The organism is Alteromonas sp. Mac1 (assembly GCF_001562125.1).
Lineage (GTDB): Bacteria > Pseudomonadota > Gammaproteobacteria > Enterobacterales > Alteromonadaceae > Alteromonas > Alteromonas stellipolaris.
Genome location: NZ_CP013932.1, coordinates 2,575,455 through 2,592,892, shown reverse-complemented (window position 1 = coordinate 2,592,892; position 17,438 = coordinate 2,575,455). Strand labels below are relative to the sequence as shown.

General features: G+C 43.2%; 15 protein-coding genes. 10 read left to right on the top strand and 5 right to left on the bottom strand.

The window, feature by feature from the left end:
* The first annotated feature begins 14 nt into the window (after positions 1 to 14).
* Genes AV939_RS11055 through AV939_RS11025 form a run of 7 tightly spaced genes read left to right on the top strand, consistent with a single transcriptional unit; the run spans position 15 to position 8,445 of the window.
* Positions 15 to 2,168 (top strand): FAD-dependent oxidoreductase, encoded by a 2,154-nt coding sequence (locus tag AV939_RS11055; protein WP_061997649.1) that lies wholly within the window; start codon positions 15 to 17, stop codon positions 2,166 to 2,168.
* A 16-nt stretch (positions 2,169 to 2,184) separates the two neighbouring features.
* Positions 2,185 to 3,108, top strand: coding sequence for a DUF547 domain-containing protein (locus AV939_RS11050; RefSeq protein ID WP_082746096.1), 924 nt, complete (start codon positions 2,185 to 2,187; stop codon positions 3,106 to 3,108).
* Positions 3,095 to 4,519, top strand: a complete 1,425-nt coding sequence (locus AV939_RS11045) for an ABC transporter substrate-binding protein (RefSeq protein WP_231751115.1) — start codon at positions 3,095 to 3,097, stop codon at positions 4,517 to 4,519. Before AV939_RS11050 ends, AV939_RS11045 begins: the two co-directional genes overlap by 14 nt.
* Entirely contained in the window at positions 4,519 to 6,372 is a 1,854-nt protein-coding gene (locus AV939_RS11040) for an ABC transporter permease (RefSeq protein ID WP_231751114.1), read from the top strand. The genes AV939_RS11045 and AV939_RS11040 overlap by 1 nt, the downstream gene beginning before the upstream one ends.
* Positions 6,369 to 7,004, top strand: a complete 636-nt coding sequence (locus tag AV939_RS11035; protein WP_057791497.1) for an ATP-binding cassette domain-containing protein — start codon at positions 6,369 to 6,371, stop codon at positions 7,002 to 7,004. Before AV939_RS11040 ends, AV939_RS11035 begins: the two co-directional genes overlap by 4 nt.
* Positions 6,998 to 7,657, top strand: coding sequence for a CDP-alcohol phosphatidyltransferase family protein (locus tag AV939_RS11030; RefSeq protein ID WP_057791499.1), 660 nt, complete (start codon positions 6,998 to 7,000; stop codon positions 7,655 to 7,657). The genes AV939_RS11035 and AV939_RS11030 overlap by 7 nt, the downstream gene beginning before the upstream one ends.
* Positions 7,657 to 8,445, top strand: coding sequence for a sterol desaturase family protein (locus tag AV939_RS11025; RefSeq protein WP_057791501.1), 789 nt, complete (start codon positions 7,657 to 7,659; stop codon positions 8,443 to 8,445). Before AV939_RS11030 ends, AV939_RS11025 begins: the two co-directional genes overlap by 1 nt.
* Positions 8,446 to 8,463: 18 nt before the next feature.
* Here AV939_RS11025 and AV939_RS11020 read toward each other — a convergent pair whose 3' ends face one another.
* The gene (locus AV939_RS11020; protein WP_057791503.1) at positions 8,464 to 9,042 is read right to left on the bottom strand and encodes an exopolysaccharide biosynthesis protein; all 579 of its coding nucleotides are present in this window, start codon (positions 9,040 to 9,042) and stop codon (positions 8,464 to 8,466) included.
* A gap of 197 nt (positions 9,043 to 9,239) precedes the next feature.
* Here AV939_RS11020 and AV939_RS11015 point away from each other — a divergent pair, with 197 nt between their 5' ends.
* From AV939_RS11015 to AV939_RS11005, 3 genes are all read left to right on the top strand, one after another.
* Complete coding sequence (locus AV939_RS11015) at positions 9,240 to 10,730, top strand: sensor domain-containing diguanylate cyclase (protein WP_057791506.1); 1,491 nt, start codon at positions 9,240 to 9,242, stop codon at positions 10,728 to 10,730.
* Positions 10,731 to 11,108: 378 nt separating this feature from the next.
* Entirely contained in the window at positions 11,109 to 11,747 is a 639-nt protein-coding gene (locus AV939_RS11010) for a hypothetical protein (protein WP_057791509.1), read from the top strand.
* Positions 11,748 to 11,749: 2 nt separating this feature from the next.
* Positions 11,750 to 12,568, top strand: coding sequence for a DUF3307 domain-containing protein (locus tag AV939_RS11005; RefSeq protein WP_057791511.1), 819 nt, complete (start codon positions 11,750 to 11,752; stop codon positions 12,566 to 12,568).
* Here AV939_RS11005 and AV939_RS11000 read toward each other — a convergent pair.
* From AV939_RS11000 to AV939_RS10985, 4 genes are all read right to left on the bottom strand, one after another.
* A complete protein-coding gene (locus tag AV939_RS11000; RefSeq protein WP_057791513.1) occupies positions 12,565 to 14,625 on the bottom strand; it encodes a bifunctional diguanylate cyclase/phosphodiesterase in 2,061 nt (686 codons plus the stop codon). The two genes, AV939_RS11005 and AV939_RS11000, sit on opposite strands and share 4 nt — an antisense overlap.
* The gene (locus AV939_RS10995; RefSeq protein ID WP_057791515.1) at positions 14,622 to 15,107 is read right to left on the bottom strand and encodes a YfiR family protein; all 486 of its coding nucleotides are present in this window, start codon (positions 15,105 to 15,107) and stop codon (positions 14,622 to 14,624) included. Before AV939_RS10995 ends, AV939_RS11000 begins: the two co-directional genes overlap by 4 nt.
* Before the next feature lie 9 nt (positions 15,108 to 15,116).
* Positions 15,117 to 16,175, bottom strand: coding sequence for a hypothetical protein (locus tag AV939_RS10990; RefSeq protein ID WP_057791517.1), 1,059 nt, complete (start codon positions 16,173 to 16,175; stop codon positions 15,117 to 15,119).
* Positions 16,176 to 16,503: 328 nt separating this feature from the next.
* Complete coding sequence (locus AV939_RS10985) at positions 16,504 to 17,343, bottom strand: DUF4437 domain-containing protein (protein ID WP_057796105.1); 840 nt, start codon at positions 17,341 to 17,343, stop codon at positions 16,504 to 16,506.
* Positions 17,344 to 17,438 lie beyond the last annotated feature (95 nt).

Here is a 17,438-nt window from a genome sequence, read left to right as displayed (position 1 = left end):
TTAAAGGATAAACTATGTTTAAGAAAATTGCTCTTGTCGCCGTATTGGTGGCTGCCGTCATTGGCTTTTTTTACTTTGATTTAAATACCTATCTTACCCTTGAAGGTTTGAAAGGCTCATTAGATACCTTCACACAACAAATTGAAGAAAACCCACTTGTAAGTATTGGTGTTTTCTTCGCTATTTACGTGGCAGTAACGGCTTTGTCGTTGCCTGGCGCGGCCATTCTTACCTTAGCTGCAGGTGCTTTATTTGGGCTGGTGCAAGGCTTTATTATTGTGTCTTTTGCTTCAAGCGTAGGGGCTACTGTAGCCTTTTTAGTGGCACGCTTTATTCTGCGCGATACGGTAAGAAAGCGTTTTGGCGAAAAGCTTAAAAAGATTGATGAAGGCGTTGAAAAACAAGGCGCGTTCTACTTGTTCACATTACGCTTAGTGCCCGTATTCCCGTTCTTCCTGATTAATCTATTAATGGGATTAACATCCATTAAAACATGGACATTCTACTGGGTAAGCCAAGTCGGTATGTTGGCTGGCACCGTGGTTTACGTGAATGCTGGTACACAGCTTGCGCAGATAGACAGCCTGTCGGGTATTGTATCGCCAGGGCTTATTTTATCGTTTGTATTACTCGGTATATTCCCGTGGATTGCTAAGGCTATTGTGGCATTTGTTGAACGTCGCCGCGTTTACAAAGGCTATAAAAAACCCGCTAAATTTGACAGAAACCTTATTGTTATTGGTGCTGGCGCGGGTGGCTTAGTCACCAGTTATATCGCTGCAGCGGTAAAAGCAAAAGTAACGCTAGTGGAAGCCGGTGAAATGGGCGGTGACTGTTTGAACTACGGTTGCGTACCAAGTAAAGCCCTCATCAAAACTGCCAAAGTAGCCAACCAGATGCGTAATGCTGAAAATTACGGTTTGCACGGTGTTGAACCTACCATGTCTTTTAAAACGGTGATGCAACGCGTTCATAACGTTATTGCCACTATTGCACCAGTAGACAGCGTAGAACGCTATACGGGTTTAGGGGTAGATGTGGTAAAAGGCTACGCAAAAATTATCGACCCTTGGACGGTACAAATTAAGCAAAACGACGGCGGCATGCAAACCCTAACTACCAAAAGCATTGTAGTGGCAACAGGCGCGAGCCCGTTTGTACCACCATTGCCAGGTATTGAAGAGAGCGGCTATGTTACATCTGATACTTTGTGGAGCCGTTTTGCTGAGCTAGAAGAAACGCCAAAACGAATGATTGTATTAGGTGGCGGTCCAATTGGCTGCGAACTAGCACAAGCCTTTGCGCGCTTGGGCAGTGAAGTCACTCAAGTTGAACGTGCACCGCACCTTATGGGCCGAGAAGACAAGGAAGTGGCTGAATTTTCAGAAGCCGTACTTCGTGATAGTGGCGTGAACGTATTAACCAGCCACGACGCCCTTCGTTTTGAAAATAAAGACGGCGGTAAAACTCTTGTGGTCGCCAAAGACGGCAAAGAAAGCGCTATTGAATACGATGAAGTCATAGTGGCGGTAGGGCGTAAAGCACGTCTTAACGGCTTCGGTTTAGAGGAGTTAGGCATTCAGTTTGATCGCACAATCGAGACCGATGAATACTTACAAACCTTGATGCCAAATATTTTTGCGGCGGGCGATGTAGTAGGGCCGTATCAGTTTACCCATGTTGCTGCACATCATGCGTGGTATGCCGCGGTGAACGCTTTATTTGGTACCTTCAAAAAATTCAAAGTTGATTACCGTGTTATTCCGTGGACAACATTCATCGACCCTGAAGTGGCACGAGTGGGTCTTAATGAAAACGATGCAGCAGAGCAGGGTATTGAAGTTGAAGTAACTCGCTACGAGTTTGAAGAACTTGATAGAGCCATCGCTGAGAGCGCAATTAAAGGTTTCATTAAAGTACTTACTCCGCCGGGCAAAGACAAAATTTTAGGGGTAACCATTGTTTCTGAACACGCTGGTGATTTGCTTGCGGAATTTGTATTAGCCATGAAACACGATTTGGGCTTAAACAAGTTACTCGGCACTATTCACGCGTACCCAACGTGGGCCGAAGGCGCTAAAAACACCGCAGGTACTTGGAAACGTGCTAATAAGCCAGAAAAATTACTAAGCTACGTGGAAAAATTCCACACTTGGCGTCGTGGTTAATGGGCGAGTAAATATTATGTTTTCTTTGAATGCGATAAAGCTAAAAAAACCAGCGCTAGAGTCAACTTTAGCGTCAAGGTTAATTTCATCTGTAATGGGTGCGTTACTACTGGTTATGCCAGTGGTAGCTCACGCTGAAGCTTCTCTACACCAACCCTTTTCAGCAATGTTAGCTAAATACGTTGTGCCTATTAACCCTGTTACCAGTGCTGATGGAGACGCGGCCTCGCAAGGTATAAGCTCAAAAGGCACCAGCACACAGGTTAATTATGCGGGCTTTAAATCGTCGCAAACTGAACTTGCTGCTTATTTGAAAAGCTTATCAACCGTGTCACAAGATACGTTTGATCGGTGGGATAAAAACACGCAGTTAGCGTTTTTAATTAATGCGTACAATGCGTATACCATCGATTTAATATTAACCCGTTACCCAGACTTAACCTCTATTCGTGATATCGGCGGTTTCTTTTCGTCACCGTGGAAACAAGAGTTTGCTGTGTTACTGGGTAAAAAACGTAGCCTTGATGATATAGAACACGGGCTTATTCGTGAAAAGGGTGTGTATAACGAACCTCGAATTCACTTTGCGGTAAACTGCGCCAGTATTGGTTGCCCTGCATTGCGTGAAGAAGCCTATGTGGGCGCTAAGTTAGATGAACAATTAGAACAGCAAACTGTTCGTTTTTTATCTGACAATAGCCGCAACTATTACGAAGGGAATACGCTACACATTTCGAAAATTTTCAGTTGGTATAAAGAAGACTTCGAAATGAAATGGCGTGATTCATCAAGCCTCAATGGGTTTCTTGCTCATTATGGCAGTGCATTATCATTCAACGATGGTAAGTCACTTGATAACGATGACATAAAAGCGATTATGTCTGGTAATAGCGAAATTGAGTTTTTGGATTACAACTGGGCATTGAATGACCAAGAGTAATTTAATCTTAGCGGCGTTAGGCAGTTTGTTTCGTCTAACGCCACTGTGCCTATTTACTACCTTAACTGTAAAACCAAGATCGACTGTAAATGTACAATCAGTTATTCATGTAGCAGTTCAAGTGACAGGCCTCTTAAAAACCGTATTTACCGCAATAGCCGTCGCCATGCTTGCAACGGCGTTAGCTTATGGATCGGAGGCTGCACAATCGCTAGGTCAAATAAACCCTGAGGTTCAAACAAGCACTCGACTAAAAGACCAGCCTCAAAATCAATCACCAGCTTCTAATCAAAAGCTAGGCGATTCGCCTACAGTGCAGTTTCATGCGTGGGGCGGTAGTGCCCAAGTGAATGGGTATATTCAGTGGGTTGGCCAGCAAGTAAGTAACCAATACAATATTACCTTGAACCATGTGAAACTAGCCGATACCAGCGATGCGGTATCTCGGGTACTTGCTGAAAAAGCGGCGGGTAACAACAACCAAGGCAGCGTGAACTTAATTTGGATTAATGGCGAAAATTTTGCTGCCATGAAACGCCACGATTTATTATTAAAAGACTGGGCAGACAGCATCCCTAATTTTGCACTCACAAATCCGTCTCGAAACCCTGCCATGATCACCGATTTTGGCATAGCTACCGAGGGGCAAGAGGCACCGTGGGGAAAGGCATCTATGGTGTTTTATTATAATAATCATTTTGTAGAAAAGCCCCCGCTGAACGTTCACGAATTACTTACCTTCGCCAAACAATATCCAGGTCGATTTACCTACCCATTACCGAACGATTATTTAGGCATAAGCTTTTTAAAATATGCGGCTATAGCGTTAAATGAAGAACATCAATATTTGCTGTATCAGCCGGTAACCGACACTGCACTGGCGAAAGTCACCCCGGCGCTTTTTAAATACTTAGATACATTGCACCCTCTTATGTATAAACAAGGGGACTATATGGTGCGACAAGCTTCGCAACTTCAACGTTTAATGGGAGCTAGCGAATTACTGTTGGCATTTTCGTTTACCGCCGCCGAAATACCGAGTGCGGTCAACCGGTTTGATTTACCTAAAAACATCCGCACCTACGCGATGCAAGACGGCAGCTTAGCGAACGTGCATTTTATCGGCATTACCTATAACACCGAAAATGTCGCTGCCGCTAAGCAAGTGGTGAATTTTTTATTATCTCCTCAGGCTCAAGCGAAAAAGCAGCAATTAACAGTGTGGGGTGATGATTCAGTACTCGACTTCTCACTGCTTTCTGCCAACGATAAAGCGTTGTTTAAATCTACATCGCACCATGCTTCTGCGCTAAATAAAGAAAATACAGTGCCACTTTTTGCTGAACCCCATAGCAGTTGGACAGATGCAATACGTCGAGCGTGGTTTGCACGTTATGGTGAGCGGTTCTAATGTCGATGCTTTCACGAACTCATTGGCTTCGCAACATGACGCTTTTCCAACGTCTAACGCTCAGCGTGCGTGCGTTACTTACTTTGCTGTTAAGCCTACCGGTACTGGCGGGGCTAGTTGGTGTGGTGTTACCTGCCTTTGGTTACTTTCCGGCACTGGATGCTCATCATTTTACCTTAAGTGTGTTTGCTCAGTTATTTGCCATAGATGGTATAGGTAAAATGGCATTGTTATCGTTTTTCACCGGCTTATTAGCCACTATAATTTCCGTTGCGAGTGCCTTTTTGCTATTAGCGGTGTTTTACCGGTCATCCTATTTAAATAAGCTACAAACTTGGCTAAGTCCGCTATTAGTCTTGCCCCATGCGGCTGCGGCCATTGCGCTGTTGTTTGTGCTTTCACCTTCAGGCTTCTTTTCGAGCATTGTTGCAAATGTGAGTAACATACTTAGTAGTATAGGGTTAAGTGAAGCAACAAGTGTAGGTGGCGCCAGTGTACTATTGCCGCCGACGTGGGCATTTCCGTACGACAGTTACGGTATATCTATTATTATTGCGTTGGCACTTAAAGAACTACCGTTTGTGTTTTTAATGGCAGTAAGTGTGATGTCGCAGCCACACGTTAAACGTAAGTTCGATGGTTATTTTAATAGCGCGACGGCGCTAGGCTACTCGCCGGTAACCCTGTTCTTTAAGGTTATTTTCCCCATTGTGTATCCCCAAGTTCGTTTACCTATATTGGCGGTACTAGCATACGCCACGGCAAATGTAGAAATACCCTTGTTGTTAGGGCCCAATAACCCACCCACGCTAGCCGTGGCGGTAGTGCAATGGTTCAATCATGTCGATTTGTCGATGCGCTTTCAGGCGTCGGCTGCTGCACTGCTACAAGTAGCTGTAACCCTAGCCGCTATCAGTGTATGGATTATGGGTGAAAAAGTAGCAAAGCATGCACAGATTCGCTTCTATTCAAATGGGCGTCGTCATACAGGGAAAACTCTTAGCGATATAGTCGCCTACGGCGTAGTGTCTTTATATACCCTACTGATAGTATCGATAATCATCAGCACATTACTCTGGTCTTTTGCCACCTTTTGGCAATTTCCTGCGGTTTTACCAAAAGGGCTAACCTTGCTGCATTGGCAAACCACGCTAGTTGCGCTGGCCGAACCTTTTAACAATACCGTATTACTTGCTGTGTTAGTGAGCGGCTTTTCGGTAATAGTCGCAACCTTAGCGTTAGAGGCAGAAACCTTTAGTGGGAATAACGGGCCTAAAAGCAAACCCTCGCCTTTCTTTAATGGGGGGGCAGGAGCGTTGCTGTCACTTACTTTGTTTTTACCACTGCTAGTGCCAGGCGTGGCGTTCCTATATGGCTTAGTGTGGTTTCAATTAGCTTATTTTAACGAGGCAGTGTGGTTTCATTTATTCATTAGCCATCTTGTATATGTGCTGCCTTATGTATTTATTTCTTTGGCTGTGGCCTATCGTAAGTTCGACCCTAGATATATTCAAGTTGCCTACGGTATGGGTAAATCACCATGGCAGGTATTTTTGAAAATAAAATTACCCTTATTGTTTGCCCCTATGCTGGTGGCTTTTGCATTAGGGCTTGCCATTAGTTTTAGCCAGTATTTGCCCACCTTACTGAGTACCGGTGGACGTATTGCTACCGTTACCACAGAAGCGGTGGCAGCAGCATCGGGCAGTAGTGCTCGGTTAACTGCGGTGTATGTGATAGTACAAATGCTAATGCCCCTATTAGGCTTTGTATTGGCGTGGTGGCTGCCCACAATTTGTTTTAACCCCATGGGGCGCTACACGCTTCTGCAAACAAGGAAATCGAAATTATGACCTTGAAGTTAGATAAGGTGAGTTTGTTTCGATACACAGATACCTTGCTTTCACTCGATGAAGTAATCAACCCTGGCGAAGTGCTGTCTATCATGGGGCCAAGCGGCTCTGGCAAATCGACCTTATTAAACGCGATTGCCGGGCAGTTAACTGCGCCTTTTTCCATGACAGGAAGTATATACATTAATGATAGGTGCATTGATGACATGCCAGCTCACAAACGTGGGGTGGGTGTGCTATACCAAGATCCTTTGCTTTTTGAACACATGACTGTTGGGCAAAATATTGCGTTTGCATTGCCTTCTAGTGCGCTTAATAGAGCGCAGCGCGAGCAACGGGTTAGTGAAATGTTAGCCGAAGTAGGGCTTAACGATTTACAACACAGACCCGTACAGACCTTATCAGGCGGGCAACAAGCGCGTATCGCTTTGTTACGAACTTTGGCTGCGGCACCGAGTGTGGTGTTGCTCGATGAGCCATTTAGTAAGTTAGATGCTGCCACCAAAACTCAAATGCGAACCTGGGTATTCGGGCAACTCAAAGTGCGTGGCCTACCAACCTTATTAGTTACTCACGACAGTGAAGACGTAGAAGCTGCCCAAGGGCACTTAATAGAGATAGAAACATGTTAGATGCTAAAGTTACGCCTTATATAAAGCCGCTGTTAAGGCCTATGATAGTGGCGCTTAGCAAAGCCTGCGTTACTCCGAATCAAGTTACCTTGGCGGGTTTTGTTATTGGTATGTTGGCGGTTCCTGCCATTATCAATGGGTGGTGGGTATTGGCTTTTATATGCATTGTTGCAAATAGGGTATTCGACGGTATAGATGGCGAACTTGCTCGCTTTCAGCAAAGTAGCAGTAGTGCAGGTGGCTTTTTAGATATTTGTTTAGACTTTTTATTTTACGCAGCAGTGCCGTTAGCTTTTGGTGTTGCAAATCCTATTGAATGGGGCGTACCTGCGTTAGTGCTAATGGCCGCGTTTGTAGGAACCGGCAGTAGTTTTTTGGCTTTCGCCGTAGCAGCTGAAAAATTTAATATTGAAAAACCGCAGTTTAAGAATAAGAGCTTCTATTACATGCAGGGGCTTACCGAAGGCACCGAAACCATACTCTTGTTTTTAGCATTTTGTATATGGCCGGCGTATTTTCCGGTGTTGGCTTATGTTTTCGCGTCCGCGTGTGGCATTACCATCATCACCCGAGTTTACAGTGGTTTCACTACGCTTAAAGCCGTAGAAGGTATTGATGACTACTGTAGTAACAAAGATAAAGAGAAGTCATAGTGGATAACACTGTATTTGTTCGAGTTAGTCTATTTTTAGGCATATTCGCGATAATGGCGGTGCTAGAAGCATGGTTGCCAGCGAGGCAATCGGTATTGGGGCGCGCCAGCCGGTGGAAAGGTAACTTGAGTATGGTGGTATTAGGTGCGCTGTGTTCAAAAGTGGTACTGCCTGCCAGTTTAGTGGGGGTAGCACTATGGGGAGATAACGCGGGCATAGGTGTGTTCAACAACGTGAATATGAACCATTGGGTTGCTATCGCCCTTTGTGTATTACTATTAGACATGGTGATTTATTGGCAGCATAGGCTGTTTCATAAAATTCCACTGTTATGGCGTATTCATAAAATGCACCACGCGGACAGTCACGTCGATACCACCACAGGGCTTCGCTTCCATCCTATCGAAATCGTGTTGAGCTTATTCATTAAAGCGGCGGTGGTTACCACCTTTGGAATACCTGCTATTGCAATTGTTATTTTCGAAGTGGGTTTGAACGGGTTTGCCTTATTTAACCATGCAAATATTCGACTGACTCAGAAGTGGGATGACAGAATAGGCAAGGTTTTCATTACCCAGCGGCTGCATCGCATTCACCATAGCCAGCTAAAAGCAGAGTCTAATTCCAATTTTGGCTTCAGCGTATCGTGGTGGGACAAACTATTTGGCAGTTTTAAAAGCCGTGCAACCAAGCCTGATGAAGATATTGCCATAGGCCAAAAAGACTACCCTGCAACAAACGATAATGCAGGCATAATAGCATTACTAAAAATGCCGTTTAATCGTTAAAATTTGACGTTGCTACCTTTACAATAAGCCAGAAATCTTGAGGGTTACATAAACGGTGCCCAACTGAATTATCATCCCTAAGCCAATAAATACCCCGTCTCGGTTGGTCATGCCGATAGCGGTCAATGTTAGCGCGAAAGCTGGTAGTGCAACGGCGAAAGGGACAACTTCAAGGGGTATCATACACAGTGATGCTACAGCACAATAACCCGCAACCATATTTTTCCATGGCGATTCTGATAGTAGTGTTAAGCGTGGTTTTAACAGCTTTTCGGTTTTTTTAACGTAAGGATTGGCTCTATCTACAGCATTTTCAAGCTTGTCTTGTTTTATTTCTTGCTGGGTAATTTTGTTTGGTAACCACGGGGTACTTCTCCCTAATGCAACTTGTATACAGATTAAAAAAAGGGTGATACCGCATAAAGAAGGTACGCCAGGGATAGCGCCGGTTGGCAGCAGTGCAATTAACGACGGTATGAGCAATAGTGGGCCAAACCCTCTATCCTCAAAGCGAGCAATAATATCTCCTGCGCTTTGTTTTTCGCCACCATCTCCATCAACTAATTGATCTAACAGCCCACTTATTGATTCATTCATATTGACCCGTCCATAAGTTACCTAACATCCAAAGGAAAGCAACTATCGTGGAACATAGCTGCTGTCATTTACTACGAGTGTTATTTGTATTGGTTTACTGCAAAAATTCTTATACGCACGCGCATTCACTAAAAGCGTGTTTTGCCAATTTGTACTAAAGTAATAGCTAATTACTAAACTTTCCATAAGGGTTATACGTGAAGCCAGTTGAGGGCATAGCCTTATTACGTCAACTCCCTACATGTTTACTGTTCAAACGCCTTGGAGAAACAGAGTTTGACGTAAGCATTGCATTTGCGCGTCAGTTCGGTGAGTCATGTGTATCTGATGCGTTCTTAGACAGCTTACGTTTTTTCGATCCTATTACTAAAGATGAGCTGTCAGGCAGTTATCACCCCTTTGCCATGGCAGAGGAAACACTGCACCTTTGTCAGTGGGTTCGCATACAGTCTTATGAAAGAGGGATCCAATTTTTTATAGAAAGTGCCGTTATTAGTGTTGATAACGTTAGCTTAGTGGTTATTAACGCGAAGGCGGTTCAAAACAATTTATTCATCGCGCCAGAAGAGTCTTCACCTGTGGGTAAACACATCACGTTTAATGGGCTACTTTCAACTCTTTCTTCGCAACTGATTAACACTACCAGTGACAAAATCGATAGTCTTATCGAGAATATTTTGGGTGCATTCGGTGAATTCTGCGACCTTGACCGTTGCTATTTATTTGAATTTTATGATGACACAAAATTTGCCTGTAATACCCACGAATGGGTAGCCGCTGGAGTAACACCCTATAAAAACGATCTGCAAGCCTTACCCATGGAATCCATGCCTTATTTTAATAGAAAGATTAAGCAAGAAGGTCTTTTCAAAGTAAATAATGTGGCCTATTTACCAGATGACGCTGCAGGAGAAAAAGAGGAGTTTGAACGAGAGCGCATTTGCTCAATTCTTTGTGCCAAGATTGAATTAGATGATGGGATTTTTGGCTTTATTGGTTGTGATATCACTGGCAGCCCATACACGTGGCGTGATTATGATGTTAAGTATTTGCAGCGTATTGCCCAGATGTTGGCTAACACATTACAAAACGCGCATAACGAACGGGCACTGCAAGAAGCAAAGCAACAGCTTATTGAGGCCAACCTTAAGTTAGCAAAACTCGTTAATATAGATGGTTTAACCGGTATAGCGAACAGAAGACTGTTTGACGATACCTTACAAAGCGATATACAAAGAAACATTCGGCGTAAAACGCCGCTAAGCTTGTTGTTGATTGATGTCGATCACTTCAAAATTTACAACGACTGCTATGGGCATGTAGCAGGCGATAACGTTCTCATACAAGTTGCAGAAATATTAAAGAAAACCTGCATTGGCAGCGATGATGTGGTGGCAAGGTATGGTGGGGAAGAATTTGCTGTCATTATGCCTTTTACTGACATGAGTTCAGCGTTAAAAGTGGCCGAGCGTATTCGCAATAATATCGAACACGCGGCTATTGTGTTTAAGCAATCAATGTACAATAGTAAACTCACAATAAGCTTAGGGGTTTCTACAATGTCATTTAATCACCCCATAAGCCCTACCGAATTGATACAACGAGCCGATGCTGCTCTTTATTTGGCCAAATCGTTAGGACGTAATCGCGTCGAAGTTTGGGACGCCCAGGAAACAACGCTGCGCTAAAACGCAAGCACCAGTTTAGCAGCATCGCCTGCTTCAAAAATCACAATAGAGCCCAGTAATTCTTAATCTTTTAGTTACGAAGTTTGTACAACTAATGACACTGTGTACGCTTGAATAGTGCTTCGGGCCTCTGCAGCCTATACCCTTTCGCCAGTTTGTTACCGTTTATAGTAACTTTGAGTGATGTGATTAATTATGGTAACTTTGGGTGATGTGATTGTTTATGGTAACTGGATGGCGAATGAAACTACTGTAGGGGTAATGTTGCATCTGTATAAAAATACAGGCAATCTAAAGTGTAACTATAATGCGAGTTAGGTAAAAACGGGGCGAGTTGGTCGATTATTCAACCAGGCCGCTGTTATTCGAAGGGTAAGTATGGATAATAAAAACAAGCGGCAAGCGGTAATAACTGGTGATATCGCAAACTCCCAGCAGTTAAGTAATACCGATTTAGCTCATGTGTTAGAGGTGCTAACCAATGAACTCAAAGAACAATCGGCAATTTACAACGGGCAATACGACGTCTTTCGTGGAGATGCTTTCCAGGTTGTTATTCCAGAGTCTGAAAGTGCCATGCTGGTGGCCATTTGCATCCGATTAGCATTAAAAGCCTGTACGCCCGCCACCGATGTACGTATTAGCGTAGGTGTTGGTAAAGTGAGTTTTACTGATGGGAAAGTGAAAACCGGAAATGGTGATGCCTTCGTTCGTTCGGGTAGGACGCTTGATAGTTTGAAGTCACAATACCTTGCCTTTTCTAGCGACAACGAAGCTTTCAATAAACACGCAAGCTTGTTGACGGCGTTTGTTGATAGCCATATTACTTCCTTAACGCAAACACAGTCAGAAACGTTACTAGCCTATATTAAAGCAGAAGATAAAGGCCATGAGAATATAGCGAATACGCTGGGGAAAAACCGCAGTAACATCACTCGTATTTTAAATGCCAGTCAATATCACCTCGTTAATAATTATTTAGATTACATGGCAACAGAAGTGGAAACGGAGCAGTAAGCATGGAGCAACTTAGCATAGTAATAGGGCTATTGGTTGCCCATTTACTCGGAGACTTCTATTTTCAGCCAACTCACTGGGTGGAAAGCCGAAACACTAAACATCTTCAATCCACTGCATTATACCTTCACGCTTTATTGCATGGGGTCTTGGCTCTTGTCGCCTTGCTCGCGATGTCGGCCATAACGGTACTTACAACAAAAGAGTCGGGTATGGTAGATATCAACTTTACCGCACTTTTGATGGTGGCTGGCGGGGTATTAATAAGCCATTTTGTTATAGATGCAGTAAAGTCTTACGCGGGAACCACAACCTTAGCGTTTGCAATCGATCAAGCCGCACACATTGGCGTTATCGTTATTTTATGGGCAATACTTACTGCTCAGGTAGAAATATTATTTAAGCAAATATTACTGATTAGTCATCAGCATCTGGCCATACTCTTGGCGTACTTAATTATTTTAAAACCCACGTCTATTTTTATAAAACAACTCCTGTCGCCATGGAGTAAAGAGCTTGATGAGCATGCTAAACCAAAAACAACCAGCACATTAGTACAGCTTCCCATACAAAATACGCTTGCTATGGCCGGACAGCGAATTGGTTATTTAGAGCGTTTGCTTATTCTTACTTTTGTACTGATAAATCAATTTGCAGCAATAGGCTTTCTCCTTGCCGCTAAATCAATTTTTCGGTTTGGTGATTTGACGAAAAGCGAAGACAAAAAGCTAACGGAATATGTATTGCTGGGTACATTAACGAGTGTGGTAATTACGCTAGCGGTAGGGCTTACCGTTAGATGGTTTATTGGAAAACTTTAGCTTTCGATAGTTTCCAACATCAATGTGGCTGCCGCATCAACCTGTAGAGGAGGGTGGCAATAATAGCCTTGTATCACGTCGCAGCCCATTTCACGCAGTCGCACAAGTTGGTCTTCTGTTTCCACACACTCGCCCACCGTGGCTAGGTTAAGCCCTTTGGCCAACATGACAATTGCGCTCACAATGCCATCGTTAGATTTAGACTTCCCGAGTTTTTGCACAAAACTGCCATCAATTTTCAACTTATCAATAGGTAAGGTGGAAATGTAACTTAGGCAAGAATAGCCTGTACCAAAGTCATCAATAGAGACTTTAAAGCCTAATTTTTTTAACTTTTTAAGTGACGTTAAGGCAAATTCCGTAGAACTTATAAACGTATTTTCAGTGAGCTCAACTTCAATAAGCTCAGGGGGGATTTGATTAAACGCCATAATATCCGCAATTTGCTCGGCGCAATCTAATTGAGTAATAAAACAAGCCGGTAAGTTGACCGCAACGGGCACTAAAGGAACACCTTGTGCGCGCCATTGATTCATCTGAGTGCTTACTCGGTTTAATATCCATGTACTGAGAGAATTGATAATGCCAGCTTCCTCAGCAATAGGAATAAAGTCTGAAGGAGGAATATAGTTACCATCGCTATTTTGCCAACGTATTAACGCTTCCATACCTTGAACGCGGCCTGTGTAGGCACAAATTTGAGGCTGATAAACCATATGAAAAGCATCTTCAAGTTTTAACGCTTGTCGTAATTGCCCTTCCACGGACAGTCGGTTCAGTGAATTTTCTAACATGCCGTTGTTAAAAAAGCAGAACTGACCAGGCCCATTTTCTTTAGCGTGGTACATGCTGGTATCGGCATGCTTTAACAGCGATATGCCGTTTTCACTCTTGGTTTCATATATCGCAATACCAATGCTGGTAGAAATGTGAAGTTGATGCCCCTCTAATTGCATGGGTTCACTCAAGCTGGTGATGATTTCATTAGCAAGGTACGCTAAATCATCTTTAGAATGAGTTTCTTCAACCATAACCACAAATTCATCGCCACCCCATCTAGACACACTGTCTTGTTGCGTCACGATTTCGGTTAGTTTTTTTGAAACTTCAATAAGCACTTTATCGCCAATATCATGACCCAAACTGTCGTTAATAAGTTTAAAGCGGTCTAAATCTAGGAACATGACGGCCAGTGGGCTGCCATACTTATTGGCTTTGCTTACCGCAAGCTCCAACTGATCTAAAAAAAGGTGGCGATTGGGTAAGTGTGTTAACGCATCATAATTAGCGCGTTGGTAGAGCTGGCGAGTCCGAAGTTCTACCAAGCTCTCAAGCTCAGTATTATGTGCCTTTAGCTGCTCTTGGTGATTTTCAACGGTTGCCAGAATATCGTTGACGCCGGAAAATAACTCGCCTAATTCGTCGTTACGTACTTCTGGCAGGCGAGTATGATATTCACGGGATGTTGCTACTTTTCTAATCAGTGAAATCAGTTTATCGATGGGGCTGGTAAATAGTTTCTGTAAACGAAAATTAAGTAAGTATGAAAGCAGCATACTTAACAACAATACACCTATTACCGCCATCATTGCCTGATGCTGTTGTGTATCTAGCGAGTACGTACTGGCAGATAGCAAAAGGTAGCCAATAATTTCTTTATCAAAAACGATAGGCTCTAGAAAATAAAGCGCATCGTCCTTAAATGTTTCCCCTAGAGGAAGCTGCCTAGGGGAGGTGAGGTCTAAGACACCGTCTCTGGCATACTCGGCAAATAAATTAAACTCGGCATCGTATATCTTTGCGGTCAATGTCGCTTGTAACTGCGATGCTGCAAACAGTAAATCTTGGGTAGACTGAGCATCATTGAAAAGTACCGAAGAGCGGCTGGCCGACGCCAATAATGTAGACTGGCTGCTAAGCACATTCACCAAGTTAGTTTTGTGATCATCAACGAAATTTGAATAAAGCAAACCCGCAACCAGACACAGAGATAAGAAGTTAACCGAGAGGACGGCAAACAATTGTTTGGTAAAAAACGACGTAGAACGAAATATCATTTTATTTTCGCTACCTTCAACAATTCCGAGCTAATCGTTAACTCAAGACGTTCAGCCTCTGCTAAATCAATTTCAAACCTTAGCCGGTTGTTTTCTTCATAAAACGTAAATACCGCTGGGCGATCAATAAGATTGGGTAAATCACTAATAATGATGGTTGAAGTGGCAAGGTTTACCAGGCTGTCATCATTTTCGATGAGATAGGCAAAGGTGCAGCTTTGTTTTCCGTCTAACATAACGATGCGAATGGATGCACCGCTGCTTGTGGGTCGGCTTTCAACTAGCTGGGTTAAAAACTGCTGAAATGCTTCATCATTCTGCACACAAAAATTGACCGGGTCAGAATTAATACTGCTCCATGTCATAAACTTTGTGAAGTTAAACATGTAAGCCGCTTTAACTTTGTCGAGTTTTTTTAAGTCGGCATAAGCCGAGTGACTGACGGCTAAAGTCAGAGCGACAGCAATGAATAATGAACGCATGTACAACGTTTAATACAACATGGAGAACTGAAGGCCTGCGCGCCACAATTCTTGGGGTTGAGGGCCATTTAGGTTTTGATATACAGGCTTACTGATATCAGCGACCACTTTTAACCAGTGAATGGGAATAAACGAAATTCCCCCGATTATATTGACTCTTTTTCCGCCGTATAAATTAGGGTTAGTAATGCTGGCAGGATACGAGTAATTGCCACCTATGGTAATTTCATCGTCCTGTCCGTGAATAGATTCTGAATAGCCAAATGCTGCACCAGTGAACAATGCCGTACTTTGAGAAAGTGGGAAGTTGTATTTACCACTGAGTTTATAGTTGTTTCCTAAGCGATAGTTTCTATCGTTAGTACCTGTACGAAGCATGGCTGATAGGGTAACGGTAAACGCGTGTTCCCCTTTATTTTGATAACTTACTTCAATAGGAAAATCGTAGGTTCCTGAGCCTAATTGCATGGTGTAGGGGAGTTGTTGATCACCCGCATCTCTAGGCGTATCGCCTTGCTCATCAATTGAGCCGGTTGGCAGGCTAAGCCCTGCAGTAACCCACCAACTGAACTCACTATTGTCTTCAAGTGCATAACTTGCTGAAAGCGCGATATCGCCCAAACCTGAAGACGAAATAACAAAATGCTCGTAACCTGGTACCACACTAATATGATCAGTTTGTTGGTGAATAAAAGGAGCTTGAATACCGAGCTTTAGGCGTTCATTTACTTGGTAACCTAGTTGCACAATTTTAGCGTGTTGCTTGATAACCGTCGGCACAACAGGGAAGTTACTTGAAGTGCGCGCTTCTTGTCCAAAAGAGAACAACACATCATCAAGGCTCACGTCGCTATCATTGACTTTATAACCATCAAACTCTGCGGCTTTTAGTTGTACAGCGAAACTCCACTTATTAGGCGAAGATTGTTCACTGTCACTTTCGTTTATATCAATATCAAGCAAGGCTTGGAAACTTAACTCGGCAAACTCTGAAGGCGTACTTTGGGCTAGGGCTGCGGGTGTAAAAGAAACTAAGCTAACGCTGGCTATTCTCAGAAACTTTCTCATTAGTGTGCTCCGAGATTGGCCAAGAGGAAAGTAAAAATAAAGTATAAAGTATTGTTATACTATTACAAATTTACAATGTACTCGTCAACCACTAATGAAGATATTCAACTTGTTGACTAATAAGGAATATATTGAAAAAAAACCAATGAAAATGTTTTCATTTAACAATCCTGTTTCAACTTGATGATGAGTTTTTTTTGTACATAAACAAACCAGCAGTAAACAAGTTGCTGCACTTTACAACACTTATTAACCATAATTGAGCAACCAAAAAATTGAGCGAGTGAATTACTCCCTTAAAGCCAAAGGTCTAACCCACTCATAGCGGTTACTCGAAAACCCGATATGCACTATTGGTACGAATATAAATAATCGTCTCTTGCTGACTTTTATTCACGAGCTGATGGTTAAAAATACCAGTAGATTCTACATAGCTTCCCGCATTTAACGATACCGGTGATGTTACCTCCACAGATTGATAATCTACTTCCCCAGCTATAACCACAGCGCGAAATTCGCTGGCTTGCGTGCCAATAGTGCCTTTAAAGCCAGCAGGTAACTTTACCATTGAGCCGTTCATATCGGCGGTGTTGCCCCACAAGTACGTTGACGAAACGCCTGTTGCATTTATGTCGTGCAGCTCGCCATCGTTAAGCCATACCATGTTGTTTTTGTGCAGATTTAGCGGACGTTCACCATTATCGAAATGTTTACTCGAAGGTTGTACTAGGTAAGGGCCCGAATCTATTTCTAAATAAATTAAGTTTGTGCTGCCGTTAGCTGCGGTGGTGTGATTTTCGCCAGCAGGTTGAGTCCAAAAAGAAACAGCTGGCATCCACATTTTTTCAGCGCTTGGGTCATCATTGTGCATAGCACCTTCAATCACAATACCGCGATAGGTAATATTGTGAATATGCGGTGGAGACTCAAAGCCTTTATTAAAACGTACTAGCATACCGGTTGCCGTATTTTTAGTACGATCGCCCCAAAGATCTGCTGCACCTGGGCTTTTATTGCCGCGAAGTGGGTTTAGGTAACCCCATTCAATATCGTCTGTTGCAACGACTTTAGATGCTGTCTGGGCTGCAAACGCTGCTGTGCCCACAAACGATGTAGAAAGTACCATGGCGCTTGAAAAAGCAAGTGCGAGTGTTGTTGCTTTAACCATGAATTTCATTTTTTAACCCTTTAACTTGATTGCTTGGGTGTATTTTATGAGCTTACAGACAGTGGATAAATGGGCAAATGGCGAATACACTTTCG